Here is a 19822-nt window from a genome sequence, read left to right as displayed (position 1 = left end):
GCTCCGAGCAGGGCAACTCCGAGCCGGAGTGCTCTGAGCGGGGGAGCGGAGGCGGTCAGCTGCCCAGCCCGGTGAGGGACTCCAGGGCGGCATCGGCCGCCTCCTCGTGGTCGGTGACCCCGATGGCGGTCTCGAGGGCGAGGGCGCTGGGGCCCTGCTCGGTCTCGAGCACTACCACGACGATCTCGGTGGCGTCGGTCGTCTTGAGGTCATCGGAGCCGAAGTTCACGACGGCCCGCGTGGTGTAGCCGGGCATCCCCGCGATGGTCACCGGGGTGGTGGTTTCCTCGTCCCAGGTGCGCTCGCGGGCACGGTTGTCCCCCCAGTCGCCGTTGGTGAAGAAGCACTTCGCGATCTTCTGGGAGGCGATCTCGTTGCCCGGGTACTCGACCCCGGACTGCCAGTCGACCGATCCGACCGTGATCGTCGAGATCCACCCCTCCTCGACCAGCGCGGACGCGACCTGGGTGTCGTTCAGGAAGAACGCGGGCCCTTCGCTCTTGCGCCCGTCGAACACGGCCGGGGGGATGAACTGGAGGCCTCCGCCGCGCAGCTTCCCCGAGGGGTTGGTCGAGGTCCGCTCGTACTCGGGGGCGTAGCAGCGCTCCTCGACGACGTCCGTCGGGGTGGGTGACTCGGAGTCCGTCGAGGTCGCGGAGGCGCTGGAGGAGGCGCTCTGCCCGTCGGGACCGCTGCTCGGACCGTGCCGCAGCACCAGGTAGGCCACGGTGGCGCCGACGATGAGCAGGAAGACGAGGGAGAAGGCGAGCCCGCCGAGCAGCAGGGCGTTGCCGCGACCTCCGCCGGACCGGCGGGTCGTCATCCGACGACCTCGAGGCTCGCGATGATGTCCTCGAGCTCCTGCACGTGCTCGGGCTGGTCGGCGGCGACGTCGCTGGCCAGGGCGCTGGGCCCGTCAGGTCCTTCGACCACGATGGCGGTCACCACCGAGGAGTTCGTGGTCGCGAGGATCTCGGGGTCCTCGAAGTAGTAGGTGGCCTGCACGATCCACGCCTGATGGCCGTCGACCGTGATGACCTCGGACCGGTAGTCGGTGACCTTCGGGTGATCCCCGAAATAGGCGACGACCCCGGAGGTGGTCGCATAGCACTGGAAGATCGCGACCGCGGCCTTCTCCAGTCCGGGATAGCCGCCCTCCTCCTTCGGCCAGACCACACGACCGAGGTTCACGACGCTGAACCAGGAGTCCTCGACCTGGCGTCCCTGGGCATTGACCTCGGACATGTAGGGGAGAACGCTCGAGCCCCACGGGTAGTCCCAGGTGTCGGGAATCGTGTACTGGAGATCGCCGCCGCGGATCGTGCCGGGGTCGGCGGGCGGGGGCGTGCCGGGGTCGCTCGGGAAGGTGCAGTCCGTGGTCGGCTTCTCCGTGAAGATCGGCGGGGGAGGCGCGAGGTCGGGATCCTCGGGATCGGGCACGTACTCCGACTGGCCGCTGCCGGTCCGTTCGCCGGTCTTGAAGGCGGTGGGATCGTGCTCCTCGAGCACGGAGCGGAACACCGTCTGCGAGAGCACGAGAGCGACCACGGCGAGCAGCACGACACCGGAGCCGACGACGGCCAGCACGGTGGTCAGGGTCCGGTGGCGGGCCCGTTCGCCGGGTTCGCCCAGGGTCACGCCGTTCTCGGCGGGCCCAGACCCGGACAGGGCATGCGGATCGTGATCGCTGAAGTCGGGCAGGCCGGAGCTCGGTGTTCGCTGATCGCCGCTGTGCGGATCCTGAGTCATCGCCACCTCCCCGGCGCGGAGGGCCCCTGCCCCGTCGAGGGATCCCTGAAGAGGACCCCGTGTCCCCGGGTGATTCTCGCATGCGACGCCCGCCCCTCCAGCACAGGGACGACCAGCGGGATGGACCGTGTCATGACCAGCCGGAGGAACAGCGTCACGGCCAGCCGGGGGCCAGCGTCACGACCGGCGGGGCCACCAGCAGGTCCAGGTCACCGGGAGCAGGTGCGGTTGATACTCTCCGGGCACTGGCCGACGGAGACCTCGCTCCGGTCCCGGCACCGATAGATGGAGTCCGCATGCGCCCACCCCTCGTCCTGACGATCGCCAGCTCCGATTCCGATGGGGCCTCCGGCCTCCAGGCGGATCTGAAGACCTTCACGGCGCTCGGCGCCTATGGGGCGAGCGCCGTCACCATGGTCTCCACGGTGAACTCGCAGGGGCTCCAGGGCATCCACTACCTGCCCGGTGAGGTGGTGCGCAGCCAGATCGACGCCGTCGCCACGGACCTCCTGCTGGACGCCACCAAGATCGGCGCCCTGGGCAGTGCGGCCGTCGTCGAGTCCGTCGCGACCGCGGTGCGGGAGCACCGCGGGGCGCTGGGCCGTCTCGTCCTGGACCCCGTGATGGTGGGCAGCGACGGCTCGGCGCTGATCTCCGCGGAGGGTGCGACGGCGCTGCGTGAGTCCTTGGTGCCGCTGGTCGACGTGCTCACCCCGAACATGGCCGAGGCGGCCCAGCTGCTGGGCAGGCCGGTGGCCACCTCGATCGACGAGATGCGGGAGCAGGCGCTGGCTCTGAAGGCGCTGGGACCGCAGGCCGTGCTGGTCACCGGCGGACGCCTGGAGCACGACGACGCGGTCGACGTCCTCGTCCATCCCGGTGGCACCGATCTGCTGCGAGCCGAGCGCGTGGCCGGACGGTTCGTGCGCGGCGCCGGGTCGACCCTCTCCGCCGCGATCACGGCGCAGCTCGCCCGGATCGAGGAGTTCAGCCGTGCCGGGGAGCTCGGGGAGATCGGTGACGCCGGCAGCCAGGACGACCTCGTGACGATCGTGGCCTCCGCGCGGGAGTTCCTCGCGAGCGCCATCGAGAACGCGCAGGGCTGGAAGGTCTCCCGCCACGGCGGCACCGGCTACAGCCCGCTGAACCACCTGATCACACTCGACAAGGCGTGATCGTCAGCTCGTGAGCAGCCCGAGCTGCTCCTTGAGGGTGAGGACCCGCAGAGCGGACTCCTTGACGCGTTCCTCGTTCGCGGGGTCCTGCGCAGCCCACTCCTCGAGCGCGTCGACCAGCTGACCGGTGAGCGAGGCATCGGCCGTGATCACCACGTCTCCGCCGGCGGCGAGCGGGCGAGTGGCCCGTTCGGCGACGGGGACGTCGGCGACGGCCTTCGCGGCCCCGATGTCGTCCGTGACCACGAGCCCGGTGAAGCCGAGCTGGTCGCGCAGCAAATCCTGGATCGCGGCGCGCGAGAACATCGCGGGCACACCCTCCTCGAGCTGCGGGTAGATCGCCGAGGACATCATCACCAGCTGCGCGCCGGCGTCGATCCCGGCGGTGAAGGAGTCCAGGAACGGGTCGTCGGGTCCGGTGACGGGGTCCTCGATGCCTTCCGCCGAGAAGTCGGTGTTCTCGCGGACCCGGCCCAGGCCCGGGAAGTGCTTGAGGGTCGCTGCGACCCCCTGGCCGTCGAGCGCCTCGACCGCGGCGGCCACGCACTCGCCGACCTGCTCGGGATCCGTGCCGAAGCCGCGGCCCAGCGCGCCGACGGGCGCGTTGTCGTCACCCAGCGCGGGGTCCACGACGTCGGCGACGGGGGAGAAGGCCACCTGGATGCCGCGTGCGGCGAGATCCTCGCCGATGCTCGTGTACGCCTCGGCGACGGCGTCCGTGCCGTCCCGCCCGAGGGTCTCGGCCGACGGGGTCTTGCGGGCGGCGTCCCCGCGCAGCATCCTCACCTGCCCGCCCTCCTGGTCGACGGCGATCAGCGGGGGCAGGTCGGAGCGCGAGCCCTCCTGGGCGGCGGCCACCGTGGCATCGACCTCGTCGGCGCTCTCCCACACCTGCAGCAGGAAGATCCCGCCGGCATGGTGCTCTTCGAGCACGTCCCGGGGGATCTCGGTGCCGGCCGGGATGCCGACCATGACCAGCTGCCCGGCCAGCTCGCGCGGCTCCAGCTCCTCCAGCAGCAGCTCGGCGGCCGTCGGCTCCGGGGTGGGGTCCGTCGTCGGGTCGTCGGAGGGATCCTTCCCCGCGGACGAGCCCGTCCCGTCGTCCGAGGAGCCGCCGGAATCGTTGGACCCGTCCGTCGCCGGATCGGTCCCGGAGTCCCCGCCGGGCGCGGTGCAGGCGGCGAGCGCGGCCGTGGGGGCAAGAGCCAGGAGATGACGTCGTCGCATGGCGCCAGTGTTCCATGTCGGACCGTCACTCAGAGTGCTGTGATGTGGCGCACCGGACGCCCCGTAGGGTGGCCCCATGAACACCGAGATGTCGCCCCGGGACCACCCCCGGGCTGCCTCGATCGAGGCCGGGACCGGCACCGCGCTGGAGACCTGGGTGCAGCGGATCGCCGAGGCCGTTGGTCCCGATCTCGACCACGCCGCCATCGCCCGCCTGCTGCCCGAGCGCTGGGACATCACCGAGTGGTGGGCACAGGGCGTCACGGTGGCGTATGAGCAGGTCATCGGTCGGCGGGTGGTGGGGCAGAGCGGAGACGGCGACTTCTCCGTCTCCGCCTCCCGGACCGTCCCCGGGGACCCTGACGCGGTGCGGGAGCGCTGGTCGCGTTTCATGACGCCCGCGCGGCGCGAGCAGCTGGGTCTCGAGGACCCCCGCCTCAGCGACACCGCGACCTGGCGCTATTGGCGCGCCGGGGTGACCGACGGGAGCCGGGTCTCCGTGAACATCACGGCGAAGAGCAGCCCGGCCACGACCACGTCGACCACGACCACCTCGGCCACGACCACCTCGGCCACGACCACGTCGACCACGACTGCCTCGACCGGGGCGAACGCGACCGGGCCGCGCAGCACGCTGGGCATCGGGCACAAGGGCCTCGAGACCGAGGCCGCGCGCGACGCCTGGAAATCCGCCTGGAGCCGGATCCTCACAGACTTCCTGTCCTCCCCTGACGACCTCCTGAAGGAGACCCGATGACCGACGCCGCCTCGCAGAGCACACCCGCCGCCTCGCAGAGCACGAACGCCGCCCAGCTCCCCGCCCCCGACGGCTCGACCGACCCTCACGAGTGGCTCGAGGACGTGACCGGGGAGAAGGCCCTGGCCTGGGTGCGTGAGCACAACGCCGCCGCGGAGTCCGAGCTCGACGCGGTGCGGGATCCCGTCGGATCCGACGCCGCCGACGACGCACCGCTCGCGCAGACCCTGCAGCGCGAGATCCTCGAGATCCTCGACGCGACCGACAGGATTCCGGGCGTGGTGCTGCGCGGTGAGCACCTCTACAACTTCTGGACCGACGGCGAGCACGAGCGCGGGCTGTGGCGCCGCACCACGCTGGAGTCGTACCGCACGGACGCCCCCGACTGGGAGATCCTGCTGGACGTCGATGCGCTCAACGAGGCCGAGGGCGAGGACTGGGTGTGGCACGGCGCGAGCCTCCTGCGCCCCGTCGGCCTCGAGGACGGCGAGCCCTACCGGCACGCGCTGATCGACCTCTCCCACGGCGGCTCCGACGCCGACGTCACCCGCGAGTTCGACCTCGAGACCCTCTCCTTCGTGCCCGAGGCCGAGGGCGGGTTCTACCGCCCCGAGGCCAAGGGGAGCCTGGGCTGGATCGACGTGGACACCGTGTGGGCGTCGACCGACTTCGGAGAGGGCACCCTGACCAGCTCGGGCTACGCGCGCCAGGCCCGCCTGTGGAGCCGCGGCACCCCGCTGGACGAGGCGCTCCTGGTGCACGAGGTCGCCGAGAACGACATGGCCGTGTTCGCCGCCCACGACTCCACCCCCGGCTGGGAGCGCGACTGGGTGATCGACGCGCACGCCTTCTACGACAACTCGGTCCATCTCGTGGACCGCGCCCAGGAGCCGCCGGCGCTCACCACCCTCGATGTGCCCCACGACCTCGACGCCACCGCGCATCGCGACCTGGGCATCTTCGCCCCGCGCAGCGACTGGGAGTTCGACGGGACGACGTACCTCTCGGGGTCGCTCGTCGTCGGCGCCTTCGACAGCTTCCAGCGCGGCGAGCCCGAGCTGCACGTGCTGTTCGAGCCCACCGAGAGCACCTCGCTGGAGGGGATGACGATCACGAAGTCCGCGGTGGTGCTGACGATCCTCGAGGACGTCGTGCACCGTCTCGAGGTCCACACCCGCGACGAGGACGGCGCCTGGGTGAGCCGGGACCTCTACCCCGAGCTGCAGGGCTCGATCGGGGTCGCGGCCGTGGACTCGGACGTCGATGATCGGATCTGGGTGACCGTGACCGGCTTCATCGAGCCCACGACGCTGCATCTGGGTGACCTCTCGGAGGTCGCCGAGGGTGGCGAGCCCAGCGAGCTCGAGATCATCAAGTCGACGCCGGCCCGCTTCGACACCACGGGCCTGGAGGTCAGCCAGCACTTCGCGACCAGCGATGACGGCACCCGGATCCCGTACTTCGAGATCTCGAGCACCGACGCCGTGGAATCCGAGCAGCCCTCGCCGACCCTGCTGTACGGGTACGGCGGCTTCGAGATCTCCCTGACGCCGAGCTACCTCGGGGCGATCGGCAAGGCCTGGCTGGAGCGCGGCGGCACCTACGTGCTGGCGAACATCCGCGGCGGCGGCGAGTACGGGCCGCGCTGGCACCAGGCGGCGCTCAAGGAGAACCGGCATCGTGCGTACGAGGACTTCGCCTCGGTGGGGCGGGACCTCGTGGAGCGCGGCGTCACCGACCGGGACCATCTCGCGGTGCGCGGCGGCTCCAACGGCGGCCTGCTCACCGGGAACATGGTCGCCCAGTACCCTGAGCTGTTCGGTGCGGTCATCATCCAGGTGCCGCTGCTGGACATGAAGCGCTACAACCATCTGCTCGCCGGCTACTCCTGGATGGCCGAGTACGGCGACCCGGACACCGAGGACTGGGAGTACATCCGCACCTTCAGCCCGTACCACCTGCTGCGCGAGGATCCGGAGCGGCAGTACCCGCCGACGTTCCTGCTCACCTCCACGCGCGATGACCGGGTCCATCCCGGCCACGCCCGCAAGTTCGCGGCCGCGATGGAGTCCCTCGGGGCGGATGTGCGCTCGTGGGAGAACACCGAGGGCGGGCACGGCGGCGCGGCCACCAACGAGCAGGCGGCTCGGATGAACGCCCTGCTGTACACCTTCCTGTGGAGCACGATCGGCTCGTGAAGCTCCCCGGCGTGCGCTCCAGCGACCTCTTCGATCGTCCGGCGCAGGACGATCTGCTGCAGATCCGCAACGACCTGATGACGGTCTACCGCGAGATCTCGTCCGACGACGACCGCCTGTTCCCGCTGCGCTATGCGCGGACCGTCCCCCGTCGCATCTCGCGGCGACGGAGGGCGGCGGCCGGTGAGACGGTCGGTGCGTCCAACGGTGCGTCCGACGGCGCATCGGCCGGTGCCCCGCGGCCGTCGGCGGCACGACCGGACGTGCCCGTGCTGCTGCTGCCCGACGGGCCGGACCGGGCCTCGGTGCTGCCCTATGACGTCTTTCGTCGCGGCCTCGCCGGGCGCGGACTCGACGTGCTCATGATGGAGCATCGGGGCGTGGGCCTCTCGCGCCTCGACGCGGAGGGCCATGACCTCCCGCCCCATGCCATGACCCTGCGCGAGGTGCTCGGTGACCTGCTCGCGGTGCTGGACCACGCCCGGGCCCCGCAGGTCGCGCTGTACGGCGTGGGCTACGGCGCCTACCTGGCCCAGGCGTTCGCCGTGCTGCACCCCGAACGAGTGCATTCCCTCGTCCTGGACTCCCCGCTGACCAGCGCGGACGACGAGAGGATCGCGCAGGAGACGCTGCGGGCGATGTACTGGGATGGCACCGTGCCGGCCACCTCGACGACCGCGTCGACGCTGCGCCGGCTCGTGGCGGAGGGCGTCGTGGACGGTCATCGGGCGGGCCCGGTGGTGCTGGCCGTGCACGAGCACGGCGGACCGACGGCCGTGCGCGACCTCGTGGACCTGCTCGCGGTGGGTCGCGGCCAGCTCACCTGGAACAGCGTGCGGCAGGTGCTGAACCGGGACTGGCTGCAGTCCACGCCGTACGTCATGGAGTACGACCTGACCGCGCGCATCCTTCACACCGAGCTAGGGGTGGGGCACCATGCCGATGGCGGGCCGTTGGATCCGCTGGTCATCTCCGGCGAGAAGTCCCGTACGGTGCCGCCGTTCACCGGCGAAGTGCTCGATCTGCATGCGCTCGCCCCGGCGATCACCGCCCCCACCCTGGTGATCACCGGGTCGCAGGACCTCATCTCCCCGCCGCGGATCGCCCGGGAGCTCACGGCACGGATCCCCGGGGCGCGACTGCTCGAGGTCCCCGGGGCCGGCCACTCGATGCTCGACACCCGCAGCCAGATCACGCAGGTCGCGGCCCGCTGGAGCGCCTGCGGGGCGGCTCATCTGCTGCCGGAGCACGCGCACGAGCTCGCGGCGCTTCCGGCGACCCCGACGGATCAGGCGCTCTCCCGCGGCCTCCAGATCGCACTGGCCGCGGAACGGTACTCCCCGTGGCGGATCCGTGTGGAGTCCGCCCGGGCGAAGCGGGAGCAGGCCCAGGTGGACCCCCGGTCCCGCCGCACTCGGCACGTGAAGCTCGACTGAGCGTTCCTCGTCCGGGCTGTCAGGCCCGGCTCGGCTCGGCTCGGCTCGGCCCAGCCCGGCACTCGGGAGGGATGCCCTGGCAGCGAAGGATTCCTGTCGGACGGCCTGCCGATCGACCCTGGGGGCGCATATCCTGGAGGCCGGTCGCGAGCAGGGGAGCGCGACCGATCGTGACTGCACAGATGCACGGCATTGGTGCGCTGCACTGCGGATCTGCACAGGGGGAATCATGCGTCGACGGGTGACGGGCGTGCGCAGCACGGAACCGCAGGCCTCGACGCCTCGGGTGTCGATCGCCCTGGCCGCTGCGAGCGTCGCCGCCGTAGCTGCCTTCACCGGGTTCGGGATCGCCGGTGTCGGGCCGCTGGCCGCGCTCGCCGGGGACGGGCAGAGCAACGCGACCAGTGTCCACGCGGTCATGGCGTCCGACGGCGGCGGCGCCGACAGCGCCCCGACGGAGACGCCCGAGACGGTCACCCCCGAGACGACGACCGCTGAGCCGACGACCGCTGAGCCGACCTCCGAGTCGGACTCGCCGGCCCCGGAGACGGAGCAGCCGACGTCCGAGGCGCCGGATGACGAAGACCCGGACCCGACGTCGGAGAAACCTACTGCGGACGAGCCCACAACGCAGGAGCTGACGGAAGATTCCGCTCCTGTCGACCCCGGTCCCGTCGACCCTGCTCCACCGACCGACCACCAGGACTCGCCTCCGAGCGGCGGCTCCGGCGGTGAGGACGACGGAGATGAGGGCAGCGGCGGCGGCTCGACACCCGGCCCGACCGACCCGACCACTGACCCGACCACTGACCCGACGACGGAGCCGACCACGGATCCTGCGACAGACCCGACCACCGATCCGGCGACTGATCCGCCCACGGAACCGACGACAGATTCGCCGACCGATTCGACGACGGCGACGGACGACCCCGAACAGACAACGCCCATCGAGGGGCCGACGACCTCCAGCCCGCCCGATTCGGATCAACCCACCGCAACCGATAGCTCCTCCACCTCGGCGACCTGATCGAGCACCGCCAGTCGAAGCGACGGCTGCGGCTGAGGTCAGCTCGACACAGGGCGCTGCGGCCAGGGGCCGTCAGACCCCCAGCAGATGAAGGATCTCGGCACGGTGCCGGATGATCCAGGCGGCGCTGCGTGAACGCCAGGCCAGCCGCCACTGCGCAGAATCGTCCGCCGGGGCATCATCTGCCGGGGCATCGTTCGCCGAGATGCTCAGGCGTATGGCTTCGTACGCCGTATCGCGGATCGCGTAGTCGCTCATGCCCCGCACGACGGCGGGCCAGAGCGTGCGATCGAGCCTGTAGCCGTCGAGGAAGGCGGACAGCAGCTCGACCTTCTCCTCGAGGCTCGTCAGCGGAGCGACCGCATCGACCTCTGGATCGTGGAACCGCAGGGCCAGCCAGGAGGTGGCGGCGACCTCGTCGAGCCTCACGATCGGCCCCGCGAACTCCCAGTCGATCAAGGACACGGACTCCGCCGAGGTCACCAGGACGTTCCAGGGCCCGGTGTCTCCGTGCCCGATCACGATCTCGGAGAGGAAGGTGCTCTCGCCGAACGGGTCCGGGGCGGATGCCCGGAACTCGAACGGCTGCCACACATCGGTGGGCCGAGCGTCGAAGTCTGCGCCGGCGTCATGGAGCGAGCGCAGCAGGCTGCCGAAGGATTCGACCTGAGCGCGGCTCAGCACCACATCGATCGCCGTGGCGCCCTCCACATAGCTGACCTCATCCAGCTCGGGCGACTGCTCTGCGAGCGGGATCGGCAGGCCGTCGAGCCCTGCGCCGGCGAGATGGGAGAGCAGTCGATGCACGGTGGCCGACCAGTCCCGCCGCTCTCGCGACACGCTCTTCGAGGTCACCGAGACGAATTCGTCGGCCACAGGTTCTCCGTTCAGGGGGACGTGCTTCGGGCTCAGGGAGCTTGCGTCGGCCTCAGGATCCGAGGGTAGGCGGGCACCGACTCGGTGGCGATCGAATACTCGTGCCCGGGTGCGGGAACGGACGGCGAGCCCATGGACTCCGTTCGTCACCGTGCACCGAACGCGGCGGCCGACCTCTTGATGCGTGGCAGCGCTACACCCGACACGCCACGCTGAACCCGCCGTCGTCGTAGACGGTCTCGAAGGCGTTCCCCCAGGTCTCCTGCGACCAGTCGGCGATGTCCGCGGGCGGTTGATCGGCCCAGGAGAACGCGTAGACGTCGCTGAGCACGCAGTCCGGGACTCTCGTGTTGGGGCCGTGGATCCACTGCACGTCGTGGTCGGGCACGGCCTGGGCCATGAGGGTGATGTCGACGGCGAGCACGTCGCCATCGGGCACGGCGTCCAGCGCGGCGGCGGCGTACGGGGCCCGCCAGGTCGGCTCCCAGCTCTCGGGACGCACGACGTCCAGCACCGGCATCGTCCCGCCCAGCATCAGCGTGACGACGGCGGAGGCCGCGACCGCGGTGACCCGGATGCGCCGCACCGGGACCGGGGCGTCGCGCCGCAGCCAGGCGGTGGCCCGGCCGCTGCGGCGGTCGCCGAGGGCATCGAGCAGCGCGGCCAGGGCGATCGGCATGAGCACGGCGTCGTAGTGCCATCCCCAACCCCAGTAGAACTCGACGGTGCCGGTGAAGCGCCAGGCCAGCGTGGGGAGCATGAGGGCGATCAGCGGCGAGCGGGTGCCGATGACCCCGGCGGCGAGCAGCAGCATCAGCACCGTCACCCACTTCGCCCCCGGCCAGAACACGTCCAGCGGCGATCCGAGGTTGCCGGTGTAGTCGTACTGCCCGGCCGTGTTCAGCGCCGGCAGGATCACGAAGGTCGACAGGATGAACCAGCCCGCGCCCCAGCAGGCGAGGGCGTATCCGAGCAGGCGATGCTCCCGGTCGCCCCGGTTCCGCAGCGCGATGATCACTCCCAGCAGGGCGACGGTGAGGCCGAGGTCCTCCTTGACCAGCACCAGGGGAGCGGCCCACAGCACCGCGGCGGGGACCCGGCCGCGCAGCAGGGCCGTCAGCGACATCGCCAGCAGCGGCACGGCGAACGCTATCTCGTGGAACTGCACGGACGCGGCGGACTGCAGCCCGAAGGAGAACACATACGCCCCGCCCGCGAGGATGCCGAGCCCGGGACCGAGACGATCGATCGCGAGGCGGGTCAGCGGGATCGCGGAGATCCCCAGCAGCAGCGCCTGGGTCCACAGCAGCGCCTCGCCCGACGGCCACACCCACCACACGGGGGCGAGCAGCGCCAGGATCGGATGGAAGTGGTCACCGAGCAGGTTCACGTCGTCGCCCTTGATCGGGACGATCGGCGCGTGCAGCTCCCCGTAGGCGCGTGCGAGCTGGGTGAAGATCCCCAGGTCCCATGACCGTGCCGTGAGGTTCCGGAACTGCAGCGTGCCCTGCACCCCGTAGGCGAGGGTCGCGAGCACGGCGAGCAGCGGCGGCATGATCGCGCGGGTGCGTGCTCCCCGGCCTCGTTCCGGCGCCCCATCCCCTGGCGGCACGCGCTTCCCCCGCGGCGCGGTCGTCCCCTGCGGCACCGCGGCGCGGCGGCGCGCGGGCGGGGGAGCGGCGTCGGGGGTCACGGGGCGAGGGTATCGGGCACGCGCGTGCGGGGCGGACATCAAAGGTGCCGACAAGGGATCCGCCGCCACCTCGTGAGCGCCCGTCAGCCGAACCCCGTGCAGACCATAGAATCCGCGCATGACCTCGCACTGTGCTGGCCGAATGCTCCGACTCACCGCTGCGGCGGGCGCCGTGGGGGCTCTCAGCCTCGTCGAACCCCGTCGGCTCGGCCCCTGGACCCGGGCCGCCTACCGGCTGGGAACGGCGGTGGTGAGCGGGCTGCTCGTCGCCGACACCACGACCGAGGAGGGCGCGCTGCTCGACCCGGCGCGCGACGGGCTCCTCGCCGGAGGGGCCACCCTGGGTCTCATGGACCTGTCCGAGCACGCGGATCGCAGGATCGTGGACGGGCTCCGCCGTCTCGGGGTGGCACGACCTCGGGTGCTGCTGGCCGGGATCGGGGCGGCAGGCGCCGCGGCGCTGTACCTGGTGCCTTCGTCGGCGCGGACCGAGCGTGGTGGCGACCTCGGGCAGTTCGAGGACGACCAGGAGCCGGCAGAGATGCCCGAGCAGGTCAGAGCACTGATCGCGGCGCTGCTCGAGCCTCCGCTCGACGGTGGCGACCATCCCGGCGCCCCCGCGCTGCGCACGCAGCTGGACTCGGCCCGCATCGTCGAGGTCGACAGCGGGCCCGGGGACGTGACGCTCGTCGTCGAGCAGACCGAGCGTCTCGCCGTGCCGCGGAATCAGACCTGGCCGGTCACCGCCCGCTTCGAAGAGGACGGCTTCCGCTTCTCGCTCGAGCTGCAGGTCGACGGGGGTCGGCTCGGGATGCTCAGCGTGATGGTGGCGGACGAGGAGGAGCGCACGGACGAGGCCCTCGAGCTCCTCGACCGCCCGGACTACGAGCTGCCGGAGCTCCAGGAGATCACCCTGCACCACGAGAGCGAGCACGAGGAGCGTCCGGACCACCTCCGCGGGCGGTGATCGGTCGCAGGATCCCCGGGAGATCGCACTGCAGGATCCGTCGCAGGCCGCCCCTCGGCCGGTGCGGCGGCCCGAGGCGCACTGTCACAGTCCGATCACTTCGGTGATAGGGGTCACGCCGATGCCTCAGCCGTGATGAGATGCCAGGTGCTGGTGCGCGCCGGGATACCGGGCGCGATGATGCGCTGCGCACCGCCCATCCCATCCCCGGAGGAAATCTTCGATGCCCCTCACCCACGCTCACCTGCCCAGACCGCGCGGAGTGCTCGCGGCCGCTGCCGGCGCGAGCCTCGTCGCAGGCCTCCTCGTGGCCTCGCCGGCGCTCGCCGACGGCGGCCCCGAGTCCCTCGGCTCCGCGTCCGACCTCGGCGTGACCGCCCCGACGCCGAACGACGTCCTCGATGCCTCGCCCGACGCGATCCCGGGGCGGTGGCTCGTCGAGGTCTCCGGCGACCCCGTGCTCCGCGGCGGCAGCCGCTCGGCGAACGTCTCCGCCCAGGACACGGTCAGCACCCGTGCGGCCGATGCGTCGATCCCGCTGACGGTCGAGGCGACGTACGTCCAGGGCTGGAACGGCATGGCGGTGCAGATGGATGACGCGGACGTGACGAAGCTGCGTGCCGTCGACGGTGTCGAGGCCGTGTACCCGGTGCTCGAGGTGGCCCAGCCCGAGCCCGAGCCGGCGGACGCCGGCCCGGAGGACGTGTTCGGCAACGCCATGACCGGTGTGGACCAGGTGCAGGAGGTGGACGGCCTCACCGGTGAGGGCGTCACCGTCGCCGTGATCGACTCCGGCATCGACTACAACAACCCCGACCTCGGCGGCTCCGGCGTGAACGACGAGACGGTCGACTTCCCCGGCGATCGCGTCGTCGGGGGTTACGACTACGTGGGCGACGACTACGACTCCCGGACCGGGAAGCCCCCGGTGCCCGATGCCTACCCCGACGACTGCGGCGGCCACGGCACGCACGTGGCCGGCATCATCGGAGCGGACGGCGAGGTCATCGGTGCCGCCCCCGACGTCGACCTCCTCTCCTACCGGATCTTCGGCTGCGACGGCACCAGCAGCACCGATGTGATCCTCGCGGCGATGGAGCAGGCGCTGACCGACGGCGCGGACGTGGTGAACATGTCCCTCGGCGCGAGCTTCATGACCTGGCAGGACTACCCCACGGCGCAGCTGGCCGATTCCCTCACCGCCAACGGCGTCACCGTGGTCATCTCCGCCGGCAACGAGGGCGCGGCCGGGACCTTCTCGAGCGGCGCCCCCGGCGTCGCCTCCGACGCGATCACCGTCGCTTCGGTCGACAACACCCATATGCGCACGCCCTTCGGCATCGCGGCCGACGGCGATCGCGCCTACGCCGCCGCCACCGGTGGCCCGGCCGCCCCCACGGAGGGGGAGCTCGCGCTGATCTCCGCCGGCGAACCGGGCACCGAGGCCGGGCAGGGCTGCACCGCCGACGCGGTCCCGCCCGCCGCCGGCTCCGGTCAGGCCCTGCTCGTCGAGCGCGGCGTCTGCTCCTTCTACGAGAAGGCTCTCGCCGGCCAGGAGGCCGGCTACGACGCCGTGATCCTGTACAACAACTCGCCCGGCACGGTGAACCCCACGGTCGAGGGCGACCCGGCGATCACCATCCCCGTGGTCATGATCTCCCAGGCCGACGGCACCGCGCTCCAGGAGGCGGCCGCCGCGGGCGACGTCACCTGGGCCTGGCAGGAGGGCACCACCGTCGTCGAGAACGAGACCGGCGGACTCGTCTCGGACTTCTCCTCCTACGGCCTCACCGCCGAGCTGGAGCTCAAGCCGGACATCGCTGCCCCGGGCGGTTCGATCTGGTCCACCATCCCGCTCGAGCAGGGCGGGCACGGCGCGAAGTCGGGGACGTCGATGGCGGCTCCCCACGTCGCCGGTGCCGCGGCGCTGCTCCTGCAGGCGCATCCCAACCTCGCACCGCAGGACGTGAAGACCGCGATGATGAACACCGCGGATCCGCTGACCTGGTCTCTCGCGCCTGATCAGGGCTACCTCGAGCCGGTCCACCGTCAGGGCGCCGGCCTGCTCGACCTGGTCGAGGCCGTGCACACCACGACCAGCATCTCGGTCCCCTCGATCTCGCTCGGCGAGGGCGAGCAGGGTCTGCAGACGGTCACCCTGAAGGTCAGCAACGATTCCGAGGACGACAGGACCTACGACATCGGCGTCCAGCACGGAGTCGCCACCGGCGCGCCGACGGAGAATCCGGAGTTCTACACGGCCGAGGGCACCGCCGAGCCGTCCGCGTCGAGCGTGACCGTCCCGGCAGGCGGCACCTCTGAGGTCGAGGTGACCCTCGGCGAGGACTTCGGCGAGGACGGTCTCATCTACGGCGGCTGGGTGACGTTCACCGGCGCCGACGATGATCTCGTGGTTCCCTTCGCGGGCCTCTCCGGTGACTACCAGGCGCTTCCCGTCCTCAGCGACCAGGGGATGGGCCTGCCCTCCCTCGGCGTCAGCGACGGCGACGGCGGCGTGCTGCTGGACCCGGAGGGCGGGAGCACGTACACGATGCAGGACGGGGACATCCCGTACCTCGCCTACGCGTTCTCCTACCCCGCCGAGCGGCTCGAGATGAAGGCCTACTCGGTCAACCCGGCAGGGAAGCTGCGGGTCGTGAACCCGAGCATCGGTCTGATCGACTCCGAGGATCACCTCGGTCGCTCCGCCGAGCCCGAGGTCTACGGCTGGGACGGCACCTACACCCTGAAGAACGAGCGGGTGCGGACCGTCAAGGACGGCGACTACGTGCTGCAGATGCGGGTGCTCAGGCCCCTCGGCGACCCGGCCAACCCGGATCACTGGGAGACTTACACGTCTCCGCAGTTCACGATCGACAACCCGGCACGCGGCAAGGACGACGCCCGCTGACCGAGAACGGCGCCGTCCCTCGGCAGGGACGGCGCCGACGGGCGTGATGCCCGGATGGACACTGCGAGGGCGGTGGCACCCGATCCCGGGGTGCCACCGCCCTCGCCGTCGTGCCCTCGCCCTCGCCGTCGTGCCTTCAGCCGTCCAGCTGCTCCGCCTCGATCCGGGCGAAGCGGATCTCGCGCGACTCGATCTCCCAGAGGATCCCGATCGCGTCGTCGTCCAGTGCCTGGACCACCGAGTAGTCCAGCGGCCCGGGCTCGAACACGAGTGCTTCCTGCCAGGTCGCGCCGTCGTCGGCCGAGCTATGCAGGGTGCCGCGTACCCGCGCGAAGCGGTCCCACGCGTTGCTGAACAGCAGCATTGTCGCGCGCGGATCCTCAGGCGACGCGTCCGGGAAGCGGCGCGCCAGCTGGGCGTTGTTGCCGGGATCGACGAACTGCTCGTCGACGCCGAGGTCCTCCCAGGTCATGCCGCCGTCCGCCGAGACCGCAATCCGGCGATGACCGCCGCGGGCATGGTCGCGCGAGTTCAGCAGCACGCGTCCGTCGGAGAGCTCCGCGATCGTGGTCTCGTCCATGTCCTCGCCCACCGGATCGCCCCGCTGCCAGGTCGCACCGTGATCGTCCGAGACCAGGCAGTACGAGCGCACCACCTGGTCATCGCTCGGGACCCCGTCGGCCCAGAACCAGCCGGCGTAGGGCTGTACGAGACGCCCGGCATGAGGACCGCGGCGCAGCTGCAGCCCGGCGCCGGAGGTGGGGAAGGCGGTGCGCAGCAGCTCCGGCGGGGAGGCGACCGCGGTGACGGAGCGGTGCGTCCAGGTACGGCCCTGATCGGTGCTCGTGCTCACCGCGGAGCCCAGCACGTTGCGGTCCGAGTCGTCCGTGCCGGCGGCCGCATCCCACACCCCGCGATCCTTGGCGTGGGTGTGGAACACATGCACCGCGCGGGTGACGGCATCGACCACATAGCTGGGGTCGCAGAACCACTGGCGACCCTCGCGGTCCGCCTCCCGAAGGCTCTCGAACGGGCCCCAGGTGCGGCCGCCGTCGAGGGACCGACGCTGCACGAGACCCGTGGGATCGGGGACGTCCTGGCCGGTCTCGCGGCCGTCGAAGGCGGCGAGGACGATCCCGTCGCCGAGGTGGGCGAGGCCCACGATGCGGTATCGGGGCCAGGGCCCCTCCCCGGCTCGTGCGAGCACGGAGTGGGGCAGGGGCGCCTCAGGGACCGGGGAGGGGCTGTGGCCGAGGGAGATCACCGCGAGAGGATCCAGTCCAGGTCGAGACGGGCGAAGGTGATCGCTTCGCCCTCGCCCTCGTACAGCAGCGCGAACTCGCCGCGACCGCTGGGGATGAGCACCGAGTACTGGCAGGCACCGGGCTGGAAGACGCGCTTCCGGCTCCAGGTCGCGCCGTCGTCCTCGGAGACCTCGATCGTGCCGTTCTCCCGATCGTTCGGGGCATGGTCGGCGTGGGTGAACAGCAGGATCTTCGACTTCCGCGAGCCCTGCGGGGAGTCGGGATAGGCGCGGGTGATGTGGGCGTTGTTCCCGGGATCCACCAGCGTCGGATCACGGTGCAGGTCCTCCCAGGTCTCGCCGCCGTCGTGGCTGAGCGCCACCCAGCGATGCCCGGTGCGCACGTTCTCCCGCGAGTTCATCATGAGCGTGCCGTCGGAGAGCTCGACGACCTTGTTCTCGTCCATCGCCGTGCCCACGGGCGTGCCCATCGTCCAGGTCTCGCCGTGGTCGTCGGAATAGACGGAGTACGCCTGGACGACCTCGGCATCTCCGTCGCCCTCGCCGCGGAAGAACCCGGCGTACTGCTGCACCAGGCGGCCGGCGCGGGGGCCGTAGCGCAGCTGGATGCCGGCGCCGGAGGAGGCGAAGGTCGCCCGGCAGTCCTCGGGCTTGACCACGTCGGTGATCAGCCGGTGCTCCCAGGTCTCCCCGGAATCCGTGCTGACGGCGACGGCGGCGCTGAGCACGCCGCGGTCCTCGTCGTCGTGGCCGTAGTCGCTGTCCCACACGCCGACGTCCTTGGAGAACACGGAGAAGCAGAACAGGGTTCCGGTCTCCTGATCCACGACGTAGGACGGGTCCGAGAAGCCGGTCTTCTCCCCGGGCGCCTCGGACTCGTTGCCCGCGGAGATCACCGTCGGCTCGCCCCAGGTGCGGCCGCGATCCGTGGATCGGCGCTGCCACAGGGAGTTCGGGGCAGGCGCATCGCCGTGCACCGGGCGCTTGTCGAACGCCGCCAGCAGATCCCCGTTCGGGGCCACGGCCAGCGCAGGGATGCGGAAGTTCGCCACATCCCAGTCGCCGGGAGCGGCCAGAACCTGCTCGTCGTAGTGGCCGTGGCGACGGTCCTCGTCCTTCGTCGGCGGCAGGGCGAGTGCGCCGCCCGCTCCGGCACCGAGGGCGGCCAGACCGGCGGTGCCGGCGAGCATCGTGCGTCGGGTCATATCCATCAGGGACTCCTTCGTCGTGGTGGGGTCGTGCGGTCTGTGGTGGGTCAGTTCGGGTTCGAGTTCAAGTTCGGGCTCGGGATCACGGGGCGAGTGCGTCGGCGGCGTCGCCGACGAGGACCGGCGCATGCTCCTCGCCGGCGTGGGATTGGTGGCCGACCAGACGTACCGGTGCACCGCCGTCCTGCGTGATCCGCAGATCCGAGAGGGTGCAGCCGGTCAGGGTCCAGACGCTCGCGGGCAGGTCCCGAGCGGTGACATCGGTGTACCAGAGGGTGTTGCCCGTGAAAGTCGGGGGCAGCACACCCTCGAGGACCACCCCGGGGCCCGGGTCGCGGACGGTGTCGCCGATGGGGAAGGCGAGCTCCGCGGTCCAACGGCGCGGTGAGCCGCCGTTGGCGTGGTTCATCGTGCAGCCGGTGACCGAGCCGTGGTTCCAGTTGTCGGTCGCGTGATCACCGAACGCGCTGGTGGCGGCGATCGAATAGTAGGCGCCGTAGCAGCCGACGATGACGTTGCCGGTGAGGTTCCAGTTCCCGGCGGAGTTCCAGATCGCCAACCGACAGGTGGTGAAGACATTGGCGGCGAGCACGGAGTACTCGCAGCGATCGGCCGTGGAGATTCCGAGGTAGCAGTCCTCGACACGGTTTCCGGTGATCTGGAGACCGTAGGAGAAGTAGTCGTCCGCGGCGTCCCCGGTCGCAGCGATCCCGGCGCCCTGCCAGCCGATCAGATCGCAGTCGATCACTCGCAGGTTCCTGGCCCGACGGGCGCGGATGGCCGTGTGCTCGACGACCAGCGGGACGTCGAGAGCCGGGGACTCGGTGCCGAGCAGCCGTACGCCCCGGATCGTCACGTTCTCGGCCTGGTCGATGACGAACGCTCCGTGACCGGTGCTCGACACGCTCACCGTCGCGCCGTGCCCCTCGATCACGGTCCCGCTGGGGAGCTCCACGGGAGCGTCCAGGACATAGCGCTGTGCGGGATCGAGCTGGATCTGCGGGGTCGTCGCGAGCACCTCCGCCCAGTCGGCGTCGGCCGCGAGGACCGGGAGGGTCTCGGAGCTGTCGGTCCGACGAGGGTCCGGCGGGCCGGCCACGGCGGCCGACGGAGTCAGCGCCGCAGCGAGCCCGAGCCCGGCCGCCCCGAGCCCCGTCAGCAGGGCGCCCCGCCCGATCTCCGCACCAGCGCCGGGCTCGGCGCCGTGGCCCGACGAGGGGTCCGGGCGTGGCGAGGACAGGGGACGCTTCCGAGGGGCGCTCGTCGGATCGTGAGCCATGGGGTTCTCCACTCATCGGGGACAGGCTGGTGGGGTCGACGGTTCGTGGGGCTGC

Annotated in this window: 15 protein-coding genes; 7 read left to right on the top strand and 8 right to left on the bottom strand. The window is 71.3% G+C overall.

Annotated elements, in window-relative coordinates; genetic code table 11:
• Nucleotides 1–55: 55 nt before the first annotated feature.
• Nucleotides 56–823, bottom strand: coding sequence for a hypothetical protein (locus ACT3UL_RS01475; protein WP_444576351.1), 768 nt, complete (start codon nucleotides 821–823; stop codon nucleotides 56–58).
• Complete coding sequence (locus tag ACT3UL_RS01470) at nucleotides 820–1749, bottom strand: hypothetical protein (RefSeq protein WP_444576349.1); 930 nt, start codon at nucleotides 1747–1749, stop codon at nucleotides 820–822. The genes ACT3UL_RS01475 and ACT3UL_RS01470 overlap by 4 nt, the downstream gene beginning before the upstream one ends.
• A 296-nt stretch (nucleotides 1750–2045) precedes the next feature.
• Between ACT3UL_RS01470 and thiD the strand changes: the two genes are divergently transcribed.
• Nucleotides 2046–2924, top strand: coding sequence for a bifunctional hydroxymethylpyrimidine kinase/phosphomethylpyrimidine kinase (thiD, locus tag ACT3UL_RS01465; RefSeq protein ID WP_444576347.1), 879 nt, complete (start codon nucleotides 2046–2048; stop codon nucleotides 2922–2924).
• A 3-nt stretch (nucleotides 2925–2927) separates the two neighbouring features.
• On the opposite strand, the gene ACT3UL_RS01460 is transcribed toward thiD, so the two are convergent.
• Nucleotides 2928–4151 carry a glycoside hydrolase family 3 N-terminal domain-containing protein gene (locus ACT3UL_RS01460; RefSeq protein ID WP_444576346.1) on the bottom strand — a complete coding sequence of 408 codons (1224 nt, stop codon included), beginning with the start codon at nucleotides 4149–4151 and terminating at the stop codon, nucleotides 2928–2930.
• A 76-nt stretch (nucleotides 4152–4227) separates the two neighbouring features.
• Between ACT3UL_RS01460 and ACT3UL_RS01455 the strand changes: the two genes are divergently transcribed.
• The 4 genes from ACT3UL_RS01455 (at nucleotide 4228) to ACT3UL_RS01440 (ending at nucleotide 9569) form a co-directional block, all read left to right on the top strand.
• Nucleotides 4228–4908, top strand: coding sequence for a hypothetical protein (locus tag ACT3UL_RS01455; RefSeq protein ID WP_444576344.1), 681 nt, complete (start codon nucleotides 4228–4230; stop codon nucleotides 4906–4908).
• Nucleotides 4905–7106: a prolyl oligopeptidase family serine peptidase gene (locus tag ACT3UL_RS01450; RefSeq protein WP_444576343.1), complete on the top strand. Its 2202-nt coding sequence runs from the start codon at nucleotides 4905–4907 to the stop codon at nucleotides 7104–7106. Before ACT3UL_RS01455 ends, ACT3UL_RS01450 begins: the two co-directional genes overlap by 4 nt.
• Nucleotides 7103–8542 (top strand): alpha/beta fold hydrolase, encoded by a 1440-nt coding sequence (locus tag ACT3UL_RS01445; protein ID WP_444576341.1) that lies wholly within the window; start codon nucleotides 7103–7105, stop codon nucleotides 8540–8542. The genes ACT3UL_RS01450 and ACT3UL_RS01445 overlap by 4 nt, the downstream gene beginning before the upstream one ends.
• 250 nt (nucleotides 8543–8792) lie before the next feature.
• Nucleotides 8793–9569 (top strand): hypothetical protein, encoded by a 777-nt coding sequence (locus ACT3UL_RS01440; RefSeq protein WP_444576339.1) that lies wholly within the window; start codon nucleotides 8793–8795, stop codon nucleotides 9567–9569.
• Nucleotides 9570–9641: 72 nt separating this feature from the next.
• On the opposite strand, the gene ACT3UL_RS01435 is transcribed toward ACT3UL_RS01440, so the two are convergent.
• Together ACT3UL_RS01435 and ACT3UL_RS01430 are read right to left on the bottom strand one after the other, a co-directional pair.
• On the bottom strand, nucleotides 9642–10445 hold the full coding sequence (locus ACT3UL_RS01435) for a phosphotransferase (protein ID WP_444576337.1): 804 nt from the start codon (nucleotides 10443–10445) through the stop codon (nucleotides 9642–9644).
• Nucleotides 10446–10638: 193 nt separating this feature from the next.
• On the bottom strand, nucleotides 10639–12138 hold the full coding sequence (locus ACT3UL_RS01430; RefSeq protein ID WP_444576335.1) for a DUF2079 domain-containing protein: 1500 nt from the start codon (nucleotides 12136–12138) through the stop codon (nucleotides 10639–10641).
• Between the two features lie 118 nt (nucleotides 12139–12256).
• On the opposite strand from ACT3UL_RS01430, the gene ACT3UL_RS01425 reads away from it, so the two are divergent.
• The gene (locus tag ACT3UL_RS01425) at nucleotides 12257–13105 is read left to right on the top strand and encodes a hypothetical protein (protein ID WP_443350104.1); all 849 of its coding nucleotides are present in this window, start codon (nucleotides 12257–12259) and stop codon (nucleotides 13103–13105) included.
• A gap of 223 nt (nucleotides 13106–13328) precedes the next feature.
• On the top strand, nucleotides 13329–16016 hold the full coding sequence (locus ACT3UL_RS01420) for a S8 family serine peptidase (RefSeq protein WP_444576333.1): 2688 nt from the start codon (nucleotides 13329–13331) through the stop codon (nucleotides 16014–16016).
• Between the two features lie 136 nt (nucleotides 16017–16152).
• Here the strand turns inward: ACT3UL_RS01420 and ACT3UL_RS01415 are convergent, their stop codons facing one another.
• The 3 genes from ACT3UL_RS01415 to ACT3UL_RS01405 form a co-directional block, all read right to left on the bottom strand.
• A complete protein-coding gene (locus ACT3UL_RS01415) occupies nucleotides 16153–17280 on the bottom strand; it encodes a sialidase family protein (RefSeq protein WP_444576331.1) in 1128 nt (375 codons plus the stop codon).
• The gene (locus tag ACT3UL_RS01410) at nucleotides 17277–18491 is read right to left on the bottom strand and encodes a sialidase family protein (protein WP_444576329.1); all 1215 of its coding nucleotides are present in this window, start codon (nucleotides 18489–18491) and stop codon (nucleotides 17277–17279) included. Before ACT3UL_RS01410 ends, ACT3UL_RS01415 begins: the two co-directional genes overlap by 4 nt.
• Nucleotides 18492–18570: 79 nt before the next feature.
• Entirely contained in the window at nucleotides 18571–19767 is a 1197-nt protein-coding gene (locus tag ACT3UL_RS01405; RefSeq protein ID WP_444576328.1) for a right-handed parallel beta-helix repeat-containing protein, read from the bottom strand.
• Nucleotides 19768–19822: the final 55 nt, after the last annotated feature.

It is taken from the genome of Brachybacterium sp. 107 (assembly GCF_052379725.1).
Taxonomy (GTDB): domain Bacteria; phylum Actinomycetota; class Actinomycetes; order Actinomycetales; family Dermabacteraceae; genus Brachybacterium.
This window is presented reverse-complemented; position numbering and strand designations above follow the sequence as displayed.